Origin of the sequence: Actinoplanes sichuanensis, assembly GCF_033097365.1 — a bacterium.
GTDB classification, from domain to species: Bacteria; Actinomycetota; Actinomycetes; order Mycobacteriales; family Micromonosporaceae; genus Actinoplanes; species Actinoplanes sichuanensis.
In genome coordinates this window covers 816,575-830,830 of record NZ_AP028461.1, presented here as the reverse complement: position 1 = coordinate 830,830, position 14,256 = coordinate 816,575, and the positions used below count along the sequence as shown (strand labels likewise).

Sequence of the window (14,256 nt, the reverse complement as noted above, 5' to 3'; positions counted from 1 at the left end):
GATCCCCCGCGAGCCCGATCCACCGCACGCGAGCCCGCTCCACCGCAAAGGACACCCGAATATGCAGGTCTCGGTCGCGCACCATCCACCGAACACGGCCGTGCTGGTCCTGCGCGGATCACTCGACATCGACACCGCACCGGCGCTCAAGGCGAACCTGACCAGGCTCGTCGAACGCCCCGCCCCCCGTGTGGTGGTGGACGTGTCGGGCCTCGACTTCTGCGACTCGATGGGCGTCGGTGTGCTGGTCACCGCGCACGGCCGGGCCGCGGAACGGGGCGGCTGGGTCCGTCTCGCCGCCCCGTCGGGCTTCCTGCGCAGGCTCTTCGACACCCTCGGGCTCAGCGACTACCTGCCGATGTTCCCGGACGTGGCGGCTGCTCTCAAAGAGGAGTGACCGACTTGAGCGCCGCCACCGCCGCGCCCCGGGCCCCGGCCATGTCCCGGTCGGGGACCAGTGCGAAGGTGGCGACCGCCTTCTGCTCGTCGCGCAGGTCGGTGCTCTCCCGGACCGAGTTGAGGAACCACTGCCGGAAGTGCGGTGCCGCCTCGACCACGCCGCCGCCCAGGAAGTACGCCGACGGGTCGGTGAAGTTCGCCGCGATGGTGAAGAGCTTGCCGATCGCCTTGGCCTGCTGCCCGAAGACGGCCAGCGCCATCGGGTCCTCCTTCTCGCCGTACCCGCGTAGCGCCTTGGCGGCCTGAGGGATCGGCTCGGCGGCGAGCGGGTGGTCCGGGAACCGGGTCAGCCAGTACGGCAGCAGGTTGTTCTTGATACCGGTGAGCGAGGCGATGCTCTCCACGTCGCCGGCGAACCCGCAGTTGCACATCGGGACCGGCTGCCCCTCCTCGAGGACCCCGTGCAGCGGGATCTGCACGTGCCCCAGCTCGCCGGCCATCCCGGCCGCGCCGCGGACCACATGCCCGGCCTCGACCACACCGCCGCCCAGACCGGTGCCGACGATCGCGGAGACCGACGAGCTCGCCGCGGCCTCGGCGCCGAAGTGCTGGTGGTGGGCGTACAGGGCGGCCGCGTTGCCGTCGTTGTTGTAGACCACCGGCAGGCCGAGCCGGGTCTCCAGGGCACCCCGGATGTCGAACCCGTGCCAGGACACCTGGTTGAAGTTGGTGGCGCCCTTCGACGAGATCACCCCGTGCGCGCTGGCCGGGCCCGGCGTGTCCAACCCGACCGCGCGGACCAGTGACAGCGGTGTCCTGGTCAGCTCCAGAATGTTGCCGAATGCTTCGGCGAGGGCCTCGACGGCCGACTCCGGGCCCTCGAGCACCCGGCTCGGGTTCTCCACGAGGTCGCTGACGAGGAACTGCCCCGTCGCGTCGAGAACCGTGGCGTTGTTGCAGGTGCCGCCGTTGTCTAGCCCGACGACGACCCAGGAGGACGGGGTACGTACGGTTTCAGCCTGATCCACGGTCTTGAGACTAAGTCAGCACCCCGTTTCCGGTCACGGGTGCGCCCGGATTGCGGATCCGTTAGTCACGGTTGCAGCCGTGCCTCGACCCGGCTTCCAGGCCGAACCGTCTGGCATGACCAAGCCGACCCGCCGTACCGTGCTCGCCGGTTCCGTCGCCACCGCCGCCCTCACCGTCACCGGCCTGGCCGTCGAGACGCCCGCCGCCGCCCTGGCCGCGCCCGTCCTCGACCTGGCCCGGACGATGGGCGCCGACCCGATCGCCCACCTGCTGCGCCGCGCCACCTTCGGCGCCACCCCGGAGTCGCTGGCCGAGGCCCGGCGGCTGGGTGTGAACGGCTGGCTGGACCGGCAGCTCGACCCGGCGCGGATCAGCGACACCCGGTGCGACGAGGTCGTCAAGCGGCTGCCGATGGCCGGTGCCGACCCGGTCACCGTGCGCGCGAAGCTGGCCAAGGACTCCTACGACGCGTTCAAGCAGCTGGGTCGGGCCGCCGTCGCCCGGGCCGCATGGAGCGAGCGGCAGCTGTTCGAGCAGGCCGTCGCGTTCTGGGCGAACCACCTGCACGTGGCCGCCCCGTCCAGCGGCGTCTGGGACACCCGCGCCGACTACGACACCACGGTCATCCGGAAGCACGCGCTCGGGAAGTTCGCCGACATGCTCAAGGCCAGCGCCCGGCACCCGGCCATGCTGACCTACCTCGACCAGCGCTCGTCGACCAAGGCGCACCCGAACGAGAACTACGCCCGTGAGCTGATGGAGCTGCACACCGTCGGCGTCGACAACTACTCCGAGCCCGACGTGCTGGCCGCGGCCCGGCTGCTCACCGGCATGACGGTCGGCAAGTCGTCGCGGGCGTACGTCTACGACGCCTCGCTGCACGCCACCGGTGCCGTCGACATCCTGGGCTTCCGGCACGCCAACTCCGCCACCGACGGTGAGGCCGCCGCGTTCGCCTTCATCGACCACCTGGCCCGCCGCGCGGAGACCGCCGAGCGGATCGCCCGCAAGCTGTGTGTCCGGTTCGTGGCCGACACGGCCCCGGAGACGCTGGTGGCCAAGCTGAAGAAGGTCTACCTGGACAACGACACCGCGATCGCCCCGGTGCTGAAGGCGCTGTTCCTGTCGCCGGAGTTCGCCGGTTCGGCCGGGCAGAAGGCGCGCACCCCGTTCGAGGACGCCATCGCCACGGTGCGGGTGCTCGGCCTCGGCCCGGACGCCTCCGGGGTGAAGTCGCTCGACGCCATCTACAACCACCTGGTGGAGGCCGGGAACGCCCCGTTCCGCTGGAGCACCCCGGACGGCTTCCCGGACGTGGCCACCGCCTGGGCCTCACCCTCGGCGTTCCTGATGCGCTGCAACCTGCACCTGAACCTGGCCGCCGGCTGGTACCCCAAGCAGCTGACCCGGCCCGCCGACCTGCTGAAGTCGCTGGTCGGAGTGCTGCCCGGCACCTACGGCGCGTTGGTCGACGCGATCGCGCAGCGGCTGATCGGGGCGAAACTGCCGGCCGCCCACACCGCCGCCGTGCTCAGTGTCGCCGGGAAGGTGCCGACCAGTCCTCTGACCGGCAAGGACAAGTCGCTGGCCGGCTCCGCGCCGTACCTCATCGCCCTTGTTCTTGACTCGCCGTCCTTCCAGCTGAGGTGACCGATGACCGCACCACTGCTCTGCTGTGACGAGAACGAGAAGCTGCAGCTCACCCGCCGGGGAGTGCTCGGCCGCGGGCTGACCGTCGGCGCCGGGGCGGCGCTGGCCGGGTTGGCCGGGGAGACGCTGAGCACCAGCCTGGCCTTCGCCGCCGGAACGTACACCGGGGACACCCTGGTCGTGGTGTCGATGCGCGGCGGATTCGACGGCCTGTCGGCGTTCGCGCCGATCGGGGACTCCGACTACTTCAAGGCACGGCCCGGCATCGCGGTGCCGAAGGCCAAGGTGATCGCCGGGGACGGTGGCATGTTCGGCCTGCACCCGGCGCTGGCTCCGCTGCTGCCACAGTGGAAGGCGGGCAGGCTGGCCGCCGTCCACGCGATCGGCCAGCCCGACCCGACGCGTTCGCACTTCGCCGCCATGGAGGCGATGGAGAACGCCGCCCCCGGCACCTCGATCCGCAGCGGTTGGCTGGACCGGATGCTCGGCCTCACCGGCGCTTCGGGGCCGCTGGCCGCGGTGTCGATGGGTGACGCGATGCCGGCCCGGCTGATGTCCGGCCCGGCGTCCGACGTGTCGATGCGGGGCCTGGAGGAGTTCACCCTCACCGCCGACGGCAAGAAGCCGATGGCGGCGGCGCTGCGGGCGATGTACGCCGATGTCCCCGCCGTGCTCGCGGCGCCCGCCCTGGCCGCCGACCGGGCGTTGGCCGCCACCGCCACGGTGAAGGGCACGTACACCCCGGCCAACGGCGCGGTCTACCCCGACTCCGACCTCGGCGGCGCGCTGCGCGACGTGGCCCGGCTGATCAAGGCGAAGTCCGGGCTGGTCACAGCGGCGGTGGACTGCGGTGACTGGGACATGCACCAGGGGCTCGGCCCGGCGGTGGCCGGCGAGCGGATGTACGACAACCTGCTCGACTTCTCCACCGCGATGGCCGCCTTCGTCACCGATCTCGGTGATCAGGGCATGAAGAACGTGACGGTGCTGACGATCAGCGAGTTCGGCCGGCGGGTGAAGGAGAACGGCTCCCGCGGCACCGACCACGGCCACGGCAACGCGATGATGCTGCTCGGCGGCGGCATCCGGGGCGGCCGGGTGTACGGCGACTGGCCGACCCTGGACCCGCAGGCGCTGATCGCCGGCGACCTGAAGGCGACCACCGACTACCGCTCGGTGATCGGCGAGGTGCTGCAGAAGCGCTGCGGCCTGGGCGCCCTGGACACCGTCTTCCCGAAGGTCAAGCCGTCCTCGTTCGGCCTGGCCACGGCCCGCTGAGGCGGTACCGTCGATGACACGAGCAAGGGCCGGTGCTTCTCCCAGAAGCACCGGCCCTTGTCAGCCGACCCGGATCAAGGCCCTGTCCCGGGCCGGCTGGTATCCCTAGCGGGCGCCTGCCGTGCGGCGCTTCGACCAGACGTCGAAGGCGACCGCGGCGAGCAGCACCGCGCCCTTGACCAGCATGACCGTCTCGGTCTGGGCGCCGAGCAGGCCCATGCCGTTGTTGATGACACCCATGATCAGGCCGCCGGTGATGGCGCCGACGACCTTGCCGACACCGCCCTGGACGGCTGCGCCGCCGATGAACGCGGCCGCGATGGCGTCCAGCTCGAAGCTGTTACCGGCGGTCGGTCCGGCCAGGTTGAGCCGGCCGGCGAAGATCAGGCCGGCCACCGCGGACAGCACGCCCATGTTGACGAACAGCCAGAACACCACCGACTTGACCTTGACGCCGGAGAGCGTCGCGGCCTGCAGGTTGCCACCGACCGCGTAGATCTGGCGGCCGAACACGGCCCGGTTGGTGACCATGGTGTAGCCGACCACCAGCGCCGCGAGCAGGACCAGTACCCACGGCAGGTTGCGGAACCGGGCCAGCTGCACGACCAGGAACAGCACCAGCACGGCCGGGACGATGACCTTGAGCAGGAACAGCCACATCGGGTCGACGGCCTGGCTGTAGCGGATCCGGCCGGCCCGGGTGCGGAACTGGACGATGGCCATCGCCACCACGACCAGGACACCGACGATGATGCTGAACAGGTCGGCGCCGCCGAGCGCCGACCCGAGGCCGATGTTGCCCATCCAGCCGGGGATGAAGCCGTTCGCGATGGTGCGGATCTCCTCCGGGAACGGGCCGATGCCCTTGTTGCCCAGGATCATGTAGGTGACCGCACGGAACAGCAGCATGCCGGCCAGGGTGACGATGAACGCCGGGATGCCGAAGTACGCCACCCAGTAGCCCTGCCAGGCGCCGACCAACGCGCCGAAGGCCAGCGTCGCGACCACCGCGATCGGCCAGGCCAGATCCATCTCGACCATCATGACCGCGGCGAACGCGCCGGACGCGGCCACCACCGAGCCGACCGAGAGGTCGATGTGCCCGGCGATGATGATCAGCACCATGCCGATGGCGAGCACCAGGATGTACGAGTACTGCACGATGATGTTGCTCAGGTTCTGCGGGGCGAGCAGGTCGCCACCGGTCAGCACCGTGAAGATCACGACGGTGATCGCCAGAGCGATGTAGATGCCGCTCTGTTTCAGGTCGAAGTTGACCCTGCGGGGAGCCGTGTCGCGCCCGGGCGCGCCCGCGCCCTTGCCGACCTGCGCGGGTGCGGCCGTCACGGCGCTACCTCCTGTACTTCCTTCGTCATCAGGGTCATCAGGCTCTCCTGCGTGGCCTCGGCGCGGGGCACATCGCCGGTGATCCGGCCGGCCGAGAGGGTGTAGATGCGGTCACAGATCCCGAGAAGCTCGGGCAGCTCGGACGAGATGACCAGGATGGCCTTCCCCTCGTCGGCGAGCCGGTTGATGATCGTGTAGATCTCGTACTTCGCGCCGACGTCGATGCCTCGGGTCGGCTCGTCCAGGATCAGCACGTCCGGGTCAGTGAAGATCCACTTGGAGAGTACGACCTTCTGCTGGTTACCGCCGGAAAGCTTGCCGACGATCGCCTCGACGGTCGGCGACTTGATGTTCATGCTGGTCCGGAACTCGTCGGCGACCTTGAACTCCTCGTTGCCGTCGACCCAGCCGCCCTTGGCGAGCTTGCCGAGCGCGGCCGCCGAGACGTTGCGCTTGATGTCTTCGATGAGGTTCAGGCCGTACCGCTTGCGGTCCTCGGTCGCGTAGGCGATGCCGTGGTCGATCGCCTCGCGCACGCTGCGCGCCTGGATCTCCTTGCCGTCCTTGAACAGCCGGCCGGAGATGTTGACGCCGTAGGAGCGGCCGAAGACGCTCATCGCCAGTTCGGTGCGGCCGGCGCCCATCAGGCCGGCCAGGCCGACGATCTCGCCGCGGCGTAGGGTCAGGTTAGCGTTGCGGACCAGGGCGCGGTCGGGCTGGGTGGGGCTGTAGACCGTCCAGTCGACGATCCGCAGCGACTCCTCGCCGATCTTCGGCGTGTGGTCCGGGTACCGGTGCTCCATGTCGCGGCCGACCATGCCCGCGATGATCTTCTCCTCGGTGAGGTTGACGGTCTCCTCGGTCCAGATGGTCCGACCGTCCCGCAGGATGGTGACCCGGTCCGAGATCCCCATCACCTCGTTGAGCTTGTGCGAGATGATCACGCAGGTGATGCCCTCGTCACGCAGTCCGCGCAGCAGGTTCAGCAGGTGGGCCGAGTCCTCGTCGTTGAGCGCCGCGGTGGGCTCGTCGAGGATCAGCAGCCGGACCTCCTTGGAGAGGGCCTTGGCGATCTCCACCAGCTGCTGCTTGCCGACGCCGAGTTCGACGACGGGCGTGACAGCGCTCTCCGCGAGGCCCACCCGGCGCAGCAGCTGGTCCGCCGCCGCGTTGGTCCGGTTCCAGTTGATCCAGCCGTTCTTGGCCTGCTCGTTGCCGAGAAAGATGTTCTCGGCGATGGAAAGATTGGACGCGAGCGCCAGCTCCTGGTGGATGATGACGATGCCGCGATGCTCACTGTCCCGGATTCCGGAGAAGTGGCACAACTCGCCGTCGTACTGGATGTCACCATCGTAGGTGCCGTGCGGGTAGACACCCGAGAGCACCTTCATCAGGGTCGACTTGCCGGCCCCGTTCTCGCCGCAGATGGAGTGGATCTCACCCCTGCGTACCTCGAGATTGACGTCCTGCAGCGCCTTGACGCCCGGGAACGTCTTGGTGATGCCGCTCATCCGCAGGATCGTGTCGGTCATGGAGCCCTCCTATGGGCTGATGAGGCCGTGCCCCCGCCCGCCGGGGGACGGACGGGGGCACGGGTCCTACATCACTTCAGCTGGTCAGCCGTGTAGTAGCCAGCGTCGACCAGTTCCTTCTGGACGTTGTCCTTGGTGACGATGACGGAGTCGAGGAGCTGCGACGGGACGACCTTGACGCCGTTGTCGTAGTCCGTCGTGTTGTTCGTCTTCGGGGTCTGACCCTTGAGGACCGCGTCGGCCATCTCACCGGTGGCCTTGGCCAGGTTACGGGTGTCCTTGAAGATCGTGGAGTACTGCTCGCCCGCGAGGATCGACTTGGTCGAGGCGAGCTCGGCGTCCTGACCGGTCACGATCGGGTAGGCCTGCGCACCGGTGCCGTAGCCGCCGGACTTGAGGGCCGAGAGGATACCGATCGAGATGCCGTCGTAGGGCGACAGAACGCCGTTGACCTTCGAGCCGTCCTTGTAGGTCGAGGTCAGGATGTTCTCCATGCGCTTCTGCGCGGTCTCCGGGTCCCACCGCAGCGTGGCGACGGTCTCGAAGTCCTTCTGGCCGCTCTTGACGACGAGGGTGCCGTCGGCGATGTACGGGTCCAGGATGCTCTTGGCGCCGTTGAAGAAGAACGTGGCGTTGTTGTCGTCCGGCGAACCGGCGAAGAGCTCGACGTTGAACGGGCCCTTCTTGTCGGTCTTGTTGCCGGTCGCGTCGAGCACGCCCAGGCCGGTCAGCAGCGAGGTGGCCTGCTGGACGCCGACCTTGAAGTTGTCGAAGGTGGCGTAGTAGTCCACGTTCGGGCTCTTACGGATCAGGCGGTCGTACGCGATGACCTTGATGCCGGCCGTCTTGGCGTTCTCCAGCTGAGTGGTGATCGCCTCGCCGTCGATCGACGCGATGATCAGCAGCTTCGCGCCCTTGGTGATCTGGCTGTCCAGCTGCTGGGTCTGGGTCGGGATGTCGTTCTCCGCGTACTGCAGGTCGACCTTGTAGCCCAGGCCCTCGAGCTGCGACTTGAGGTTGTCGCCGTCGTGGATCCAGCGCTCCGAGGAACGCGTCGGCATGGTGATACCGACCAGCGCGCCGGCGGTGTCACCGCTGGCGGCCTCCTTGTCGGTGGTCTTCTCGGCGTCGCCGCAGGCAGCCATCGTGGCGACCATGGTGGCAGCGGTCAGAACGGCCGCGAGCCGGGGATATTTCACGGTGGAATCTCCTCTTTGAGAACGGGTGTTACAGGGGGCGGGCCAGGCGGAAGTACGCCTGGTTCCAGCGCACTCGATCGGCGAAGTCAGCCGATGTCGTGCGCTCATCGATCAGCAGAAGTTCGGTCTGGGCCATCTCCGCGAAATCGCGCAGTGTCTCCGCGCCGACCGCCTGGGTCAGCACCGTGTGGTGCGGTCCGCCGGCCATGATCCAACACTCGGCCGAGGTGGACAGCGACGGGGCGGGCTTCCACACCGCGCGGGCCACGGGCAGGTTCGGCAGCGGCTCGTCCGGCGGGATCACCTCGATCTCGTTCGCGACCAGACGGAACCGGTCTCCCATGTCGGCCATGCCCATGACCACCGCCGGGCCGGGGGCCGCGTCGAAGACCAGACGCACGGGGTCCTCCCGGCCACCGATCCCCAGCGGGTGGATCTCGGCGCGCGGCTTCGCCGACGCGATGGACGGGCAGACCTCGAGCATGTGCGCGCCGAGGATCTTAGGCTCACCCGGACCGAAGTGGTAGGTGTAATCCTCCATGAATGAGGTACCACGTCCGGTTCCGGCACCCATCGCCTTCACGGTGGCCACGAGCACCGAGGTCTTCCAGTCACCCTCGCCGCCGAAGCCGTAGCCGTCCGCCATCAGACGCTGCACGGCGAGGCCCGGCAGCTGCCGCAGACCGCCGAGGTCCTCGAAGTTGGTGGTGAACGCGCCGAAGCCGCCCTCGGTCAGGAACCGCCGCAGGCCGGCCTCGATCCGGGCGGCGTAGCGGAACGAGTCGAGACGGTCGCCGAGCAGCTCGGGGGCGATCTCGAAGACGTCGCGGTACTCGGCGATCAGCTTGTCGATCTCGATGTCGGACACCTGGTCGACGATCGCCACGAGGTCGTTGACCCCGTACGTGTTGACCGAGACGCCGAACCGCAGCTCGGCCTCGACCTTGTCGCCCTCGGTGACCGCCACGTCCCGCATGTTGTCACCGAACCGCGCCAGCCGCAGGCTGCGCAGGTGCTGGAGACCGGTCGCGGCCCGGGACCATGCGTCGATGCGCTTCACCACCGACGGGTCGGCGACGTGCCCGGCGACCACCTTGCGCGGCACGCCGAGGCGCGCCTGGATGAACCCGAACTCCCGGTCGCCGTGGGCGGCCTGGTTGAGGTTCATGAAGTCCATGTCGATGGTCGACCACGGCAGTGACCGATTGTGCTGGGTGTGCAGGTGCAGCAGCGGCTTGCGCAGCGCGTCCAGGCCACCGATCCACATCTTGGCCGGCGAGAACGTGTGCATCCAGGCGATCACGCCGATGCAGTCGCGGTCGGCGTTCGCGTCCAGCATGACCTGCTTGATGGCGCCGGAGTCGGTGAGCACCGGCTTGCCGACGATCTCGGCGGTGAGGCCACCGGCGGCCAGGGTCCGCTGGATCTCGGCGGACTGGTCGGCGACCTGCTGAAGGGTCTCCGGGCCGTAGAGATGCTGGCTACCGGTCAGGAACCAGATCTGCGGGTTCATCGGTTGGTCCTTTGGTCGAAGAAGTTCAGGCGCCCGCGGCAGCACGGCGCGCCATCGCCAGAGCCGGCAGGCACGTCTTCATCCGGTCGCCGGCCATGAGGGCGGCCGGCAACCCAGTGATCTTACGTCCGGAAACGGGGCCGCCGTCACCAAACGTCACGCCATACCCGGCCATGGGATGTACCTCCGAGGGGTGGCCGCACGGGTGGCCGCGACCACATCCCGGCGGGAGAACCTCAGTGTTATCGCTAACAAATACCGTGTCAACGGCCGTCGGCAACAACGAGGTAACGGCCCATTAACGTAGGCGGAGAGTAATCGCTCAGATGCGGCGGGGGGCACTTTCCCGAATGATCAGCTGTGGCGGCACCACGATCTGGTCGGCCATGCCGGAGTCGTCCTTCATCTGCCCCAGGAGCAGGCTCAACGCGGCTCGGGCGACGTCACCGAAGGCCTGTCGGACGGTGGTCAGCGGCGGAATGAAGTAGGCCGCCTCCGGAACGTCGTCGAAACCGACCACGCTCACGTCGTGCGGCACCCGCCGGCCACGCTCGTGCAGCGCCCGCAGGATGCCCAGGGCCAGGTGGTCGTTGGCCGTGAAGATGGCCGTCACCTCGGGCATCCGGGCCAGCATCTGCCCGGTCCGGTAGCCCTCGGCCGCGGACCAGTCCGCCGACAGCAGCGGCGGCACCTCGGCGCCCGCCTCCTCCAGGGTCTGCCGCCAGCCCTGGATCCGGCCGGCCGAGTCGAACCAGTCGGTCGGCCCGGACACGTGCCAGACCGTCTCGTGCCCGGCGTCGAGGAGATGCCGGGTCGCCGCGCGGGCACCGGCCACCTGGTCCACCGTCACCAGCGGGCGCCCGCTGGCCGGATCGCCGTCGATGAAGACGACCGGAAGGTCCTCCGGGATCTCGGCGAGCGCCTCGGTGGCCGACGCGGTGTTGGCGATCACCACGAGGCCGGCCACCCGCTGGTCCAGGTGCCGGTCGACGACCGCCGAGATGGACGAGCGGTCCAACTCGCGGACACTGCCCACGCTGACCGCGAACCCGGCGTCGGCGGCGGCCTGCTCGAACTCGCTGAGCATGGTGGCCGGACCGAACAGAGTGCTGTTGCGGGCGACCACGCCGATCAGCTGGGACCGGCCGGTGACCAGGGCCCGCGCGGCGCGGTTGGGGCGATAGCCGAGCTCGGCGATGGCGGCCCGGACCCGGATGCGGGTCTGCTCCTTGACGTTGGGATGATCGTTGAGGACGCGCGAGACGGTCTGATGGGACACTCCGGCCAGCCGGGCCACATCCGTCATCGCCGGGCTACGGGATCCCTTGTCCACTTGCGCACCTCGTCCGATCCAGGTCTCATGGAGCGTAACGGGACTCCGCCACGTGCTCACAGACTCCGAAATGTTATCGATAACATCGGCATTTCACGAGCCCCGCGCGGACGATCTTTGGCGACACGTACCCTCGGCAGCGATGCAACCATCAGGGAACAACGGGCCGGGTGTGCTCGGCAGCTTAGCGGACGAGGGCTTCACCTCGTTACGCCGGGCCGCCGCCCCGCGCGCCGAGCGCTACGAGATCGGCCGGTCGCTGCGTGACCGTTCGCCACGCTCCGACATGGCCCACTGGAAGACCCCCGGTCGGCGGCTCGACCCGGTCGCCCAGGTCGTCGCGTCGCACGAGGGCCGCCTCAGCCGGCTCGTGCCGGTCCGGATCGGCCGGATGATCGCCTCGCCCTACACCTTCCTGCGCGGCACCGCCGGCCTGATGGCCGACGACTTCGCCGGGCTGCCGAGCACCGGCATCACCCCGGTCATCTGCGGCGACGCCCACCTCGGCAACTTCGGCTTCTACGCCTCCCCCGAGCGTGAGCTGGTCTTCGACCTCAACGACTTCGACGAGGCCCACCCCGGCCCGTGGGAGTGGGACCTGCGCCGCCTCGCGGTGAGCGTGCACGTGGCCGGCCGGGTCAACGGCTTCCGGGAGAGCTCCTGCTCGGACGCCGTCCAGCACTGCGTCGAGTCGTATCGGGAGCAGATCGCCCACCTCGCCGAGCAGCCGCTGCTGGCCCGCTCGTTCGACCAGCTCGACGTCGAGGGCATGCGCTCGGCGGCCAGCCGGGCCAGCTTCCGCGACGAGATCGAACGGGCCGCCCGCCGTGCTCGCCGCCGCACCAGCGACCGGGCGCTGCCCCGCTTCACCGAGCGCAACGACGGCGCCCTGCGGATGGTCGAGGAGGAGCCGCTGATCACCAGGCTCCCGGCCGACGAACGGGAGCAGCTCGCCGAAGCCCTCGACGGTTACCTCAGCACCCTCAAGCCGCACTGGGCACGGATCCTCGGCGGGTACCGGATCGTCGACATCGCGCACAAGGTGGTCGGCGTCGGCTCGGTCGGCCTGCGGGCGTACGTCGCGCTGTGCGAGGGCAGCAGCCCCGACGACGTCCTCTTCCTGCAGCTCAAGCAGGCCCGCCGCTCGGTCGTCGCGAAACACCAGCACGGCGCGCTGGCCTGGCACCGGCACCAGGGCCAACGGGTCGTGGAGTACCAGCAGGCGCTGCAGACGGTCAGCGACCCGCTGCTCGGCTGGACCACGGTCGGCGACCACCAGTACTACGTGCGCCAGTTCCGGGACATGAAAGGCGCCATCGTCGTCGACGACATCAACGCCGGCGCGCTCGCCGACTACGCCGCAATCTGCGGTTTCCTGCTCGCCAAGTCGCACGCCCGGACCAGCGGCGCCTCCATGATCGCCGGCTACGTGGGCAGCGGCGACAAACTCGACGAATCCCTGGCCCGATTCGCCCGGGCCTACGCCGACCAGGTCGAGAGCGACCACGAGGCCCTGGTCGCCGCGGTCCGCCGCGGCGACCTGCCGGCCGAGCCGGCATGACCATCCGATGACCCCCGACCCCGATGAGGTACGCCCGTGAGCGGCGCCATTCCCCTCGACTCCCCCGCGCTCCTGGACTTCTGGACCGAACGTCACCTGTGCACGCTGACCACCCTGCGCGCTGACGGTTCACCGCACGTGGTCGCGGTCGGAGCCACCTTCGACCCGGTCGCCGGCCTGGCCCGGGTGATCACCTCGGGCGGGTCGACCAAGGTCCGCAACGTGCTGCGCGGCCACCGGCGGGTGGCGATCTGCCAGGTCGACGCCGGCCGCTGGAGCACGATCGAGGGCCTCGCCGAGATCCGTGACGACCCGGATTCGGTCGCCGACGCCGTCGAGCGGTACGCCGCCCGCTACCGCCGGCCGCGCCCCAACCCGGCCCGGGTGGTCATCGAAGTGAAGATCACCCGCATTCTGGGGTCGGCCTCGCTATTAACCTCGGTGGAATGAGCGCTTCGCCGGACATCGCCGACAGCGTGCTGCTGCCCGGCCACGACGTGCCCCTCGGGCGGTACACCACGGTCCGCCGACTGCTGCCGCACCGCGAGCGGCGGATGGTCGGCGCCTGGTGCTTCGTCGACCACTTCGGACCCGACGACGTCAGCGGCCGCCCCGGCATGCAGGTACCGCCGCACCCGCACACCGGCCTGCAGACCGTGACATGGCTGGTCGACGGCCTGATCGAACACCGCGACAGCCTCGGCAGCCATCAGCTCATCACGCCCGGGCGGCTCAACCTGATGACGTCCGGGCACGGGATCGCCCACTCCGAGTTCACGCCGCCCGAGCATCCGGACGGCATGCACGGCCTGCAGCTGTGGATCGCGCTGCCCGAGGACGCCCGGCACGGCCCGGCCCGCTTCGAGCACCACGCCGCCCTACCGTCGCGGCGCGACGGTGACGTCACGGTCACCGTCGTGATCGGAAAGCTCGGCGACCAGCGGTCCCCGGCCGGGGTGCACTCGCCGCTGGTCGGTGCGGAACTGGTCCACCACGCCGCGACCCGGCACACGCTCGACCTGGATCCGGCGTTCGAACACGGCGTGCTGGTGATGTCCGGCGAGGTCACGGTGGCCGGGACGCCGCTGGCATCAGGGTCGCTGCTCTACCTCGGCGGCGGCCGCGACCACCTCGAACTGGAGTCGGCCGGACCGGCCCGGCTCTTCCTGATCGGCGGGGCACCCTTCGACGAGCCGCTGGTCATGTGGTGGAACTTCGTCGGCCGCAGCCACGACGACATCGTCCGGGCCCGGACTCAGTGGACGGCCGGGGAGAGATTCGGCGCCGTCGCGGGCTGCGACGCCGATCCTCTTCCGGCGCCAGAGCTTCCGACGGTACGGTTGAAGGCGCGCGACCGGCACGGCAACACGTACTGACCGGCCGCGCTTCCCATTTGGGTCGGCGGCCGTCATGAT

At 69.5% G+C, this 14,256-nt stretch carries 12 protein-coding genes; 6 read left to right on the top strand and 6 right to left on the bottom strand.

Annotation, left to right across the window (positions count from 1 at the left end; all coding sequences use genetic code 11):
• Positions 1-61 precede the first annotated feature (61 nt).
• Entirely contained in the window at positions 62-397 is a 336-nt protein-coding gene (locus Q0Z83_RS03560; protein ID WP_093611709.1) for an STAS domain-containing protein, read from the top strand.
• On the opposite strand, the gene Q0Z83_RS03555 is transcribed toward Q0Z83_RS03560, so the two are convergent.
• A complete protein-coding gene (locus Q0Z83_RS03555) occupies positions 384-1,427 on the bottom strand; it encodes an ROK family protein (protein WP_317792325.1) in 1,044 nt (347 codons plus the stop codon). The genes Q0Z83_RS03560 and Q0Z83_RS03555 overlap by 14 nt on opposite strands.
• Before the next feature lie 115 nt (positions 1,428-1,542).
• Between Q0Z83_RS03555 and Q0Z83_RS03550 the strand changes: the two genes are divergently transcribed.
• Together Q0Z83_RS03550 and Q0Z83_RS03545 are read left to right on the top strand one after the other, a co-directional pair.
• Positions 1,543-3,078, top strand: a complete 1,536-nt coding sequence (locus tag Q0Z83_RS03550) for a DUF1800 domain-containing protein (RefSeq protein ID WP_317792324.1) — start codon at positions 1,543-1,545, stop codon at positions 3,076-3,078.
• Between the two features lie 3 nt (positions 3,079-3,081).
• A complete protein-coding gene (locus Q0Z83_RS03545) occupies positions 3,082-4,356 on the top strand; it encodes a DUF1501 domain-containing protein (RefSeq protein ID WP_317792323.1) in 1,275 nt (424 codons plus the stop codon).
• Positions 4,357-4,461: 105 nt separating this feature from the next.
• Here the strand turns inward: Q0Z83_RS03545 and mmsB are convergent, their stop codons facing one another.
• From mmsB to Q0Z83_RS03520, 5 genes are all read right to left on the bottom strand, one after another.
• Positions 4,462-5,703: a multiple monosaccharide ABC transporter permease gene (mmsB, locus tag Q0Z83_RS03540; protein ID WP_317792322.1), complete on the bottom strand. Its 1,242-nt coding sequence runs from the start codon at positions 5,701-5,703 to the stop codon at positions 4,462-4,464.
• Positions 5,700-7,235 (bottom strand): multiple monosaccharide ABC transporter ATP-binding protein, encoded by a 1,536-nt coding sequence (gene mmsA / locus Q0Z83_RS03535; RefSeq protein ID WP_317792321.1) that lies wholly within the window; start codon positions 7,233-7,235, stop codon positions 5,700-5,702. Before mmsA ends, mmsB begins: the two co-directional genes overlap by 4 nt.
• A gap of 71 nt (positions 7,236-7,306) precedes the next feature.
• Entirely contained in the window at positions 7,307-8,434 is a 1,128-nt protein-coding gene (gene chvE / locus Q0Z83_RS03530; RefSeq protein WP_378078955.1) for a multiple monosaccharide ABC transporter substrate-binding protein, read from the bottom strand.
• A 28-nt stretch (positions 8,435-8,462) separates the two neighbouring features.
• Positions 8,463-9,947, bottom strand: coding sequence for an L-arabinose isomerase (gene araA / locus Q0Z83_RS03525; RefSeq protein WP_317792320.1), 1,485 nt, complete (start codon positions 9,945-9,947; stop codon positions 8,463-8,465).
• 322 nt (positions 9,948-10,269) lie between these two features.
• Positions 10,270-11,253 (bottom strand): LacI family DNA-binding transcriptional regulator, encoded by a 984-nt coding sequence (locus Q0Z83_RS03520; RefSeq protein WP_317797021.1) that lies wholly within the window; start codon positions 11,251-11,253, stop codon positions 10,270-10,272.
• A gap of 169 nt (positions 11,254-11,422) precedes the next feature.
• Between Q0Z83_RS03520 and Q0Z83_RS03515 the strand changes: the two genes are divergently transcribed.
• From Q0Z83_RS03515 to Q0Z83_RS03505, 3 genes are read left to right on the top strand one after another with little or no spacing between them, the layout of a single operon-like run.
• Entirely contained in the window at positions 11,423-12,841 is a 1,419-nt protein-coding gene (locus Q0Z83_RS03515; RefSeq protein ID WP_317792319.1) for a DUF2252 domain-containing protein, read from the top strand.
• 36 nt (positions 12,842-12,877) lie between these two features.
• Entirely contained in the window at positions 12,878-13,291 is a 414-nt protein-coding gene (locus tag Q0Z83_RS03510; protein ID WP_317792318.1) for a TIGR03618 family F420-dependent PPOX class oxidoreductase, read from the top strand.
• A complete protein-coding gene (locus Q0Z83_RS03505; RefSeq protein WP_317792317.1) occupies positions 13,288-14,217 on the top strand; it encodes a pirin family protein in 930 nt (309 codons plus the stop codon). The genes Q0Z83_RS03510 and Q0Z83_RS03505 overlap by 4 nt, the downstream gene beginning before the upstream one ends.
• Positions 14,218-14,256 lie beyond the last annotated feature (39 nt).

What these genes read in the sequence shown, in the direction of transcription:
- Q0Z83_RS03560 (WP_093611709.1), top strand. Translation starts at nt 62, where the DNA reads ATGCAGGTCTCGGTCGCGCACCATCCACCGAACACGGCCGTGCTGGTC.
- Q0Z83_RS03550 (WP_317792324.1), top strand. Translation starts at nt 1,543, where the DNA reads ATGACCAAGCCGACCCGCCGTACCGTGCTCGCCGGTTCCGTCGCCACC.
- Q0Z83_RS03545 (WP_317792323.1), top strand. Translation starts at nt 3,082, where the DNA reads ATGACCGCACCACTGCTCTGCTGTGACGAGAACGAGAAGCTGCAGCTC.
- mmsA (WP_317792321.1), bottom strand. Translation starts at nt 7,235, where the DNA reads ATGACCGACACGATCCTGCGGATGAGCGGCATCACCAAGACGTTCCCG.
- araA (WP_317792320.1), bottom strand. Translation starts at nt 9,947, where the DNA reads ATGAACCCGCAGATCTGGTTCCTGACCGGTAGCCAGCATCTCTACGGC.
- Q0Z83_RS03520 (WP_317797021.1), bottom strand. Translation starts at nt 11,253, where the DNA reads ATGACGGATGTGGCCCGGCTGGCCGGAGTGTCCCATCAGACCGTCTCG.
- Q0Z83_RS03515 (WP_317792319.1), top strand. Translation starts at nt 11,423, where the DNA reads ATGCAACCATCAGGGAACAACGGGCCGGGTGTGCTCGGCAGCTTAGCG.
- Q0Z83_RS03505 (WP_317792317.1), top strand. Translation starts at nt 13,288, where the DNA reads ATGAGCGCTTCGCCGGACATCGCCGACAGCGTGCTGCTGCCCGGCCAC.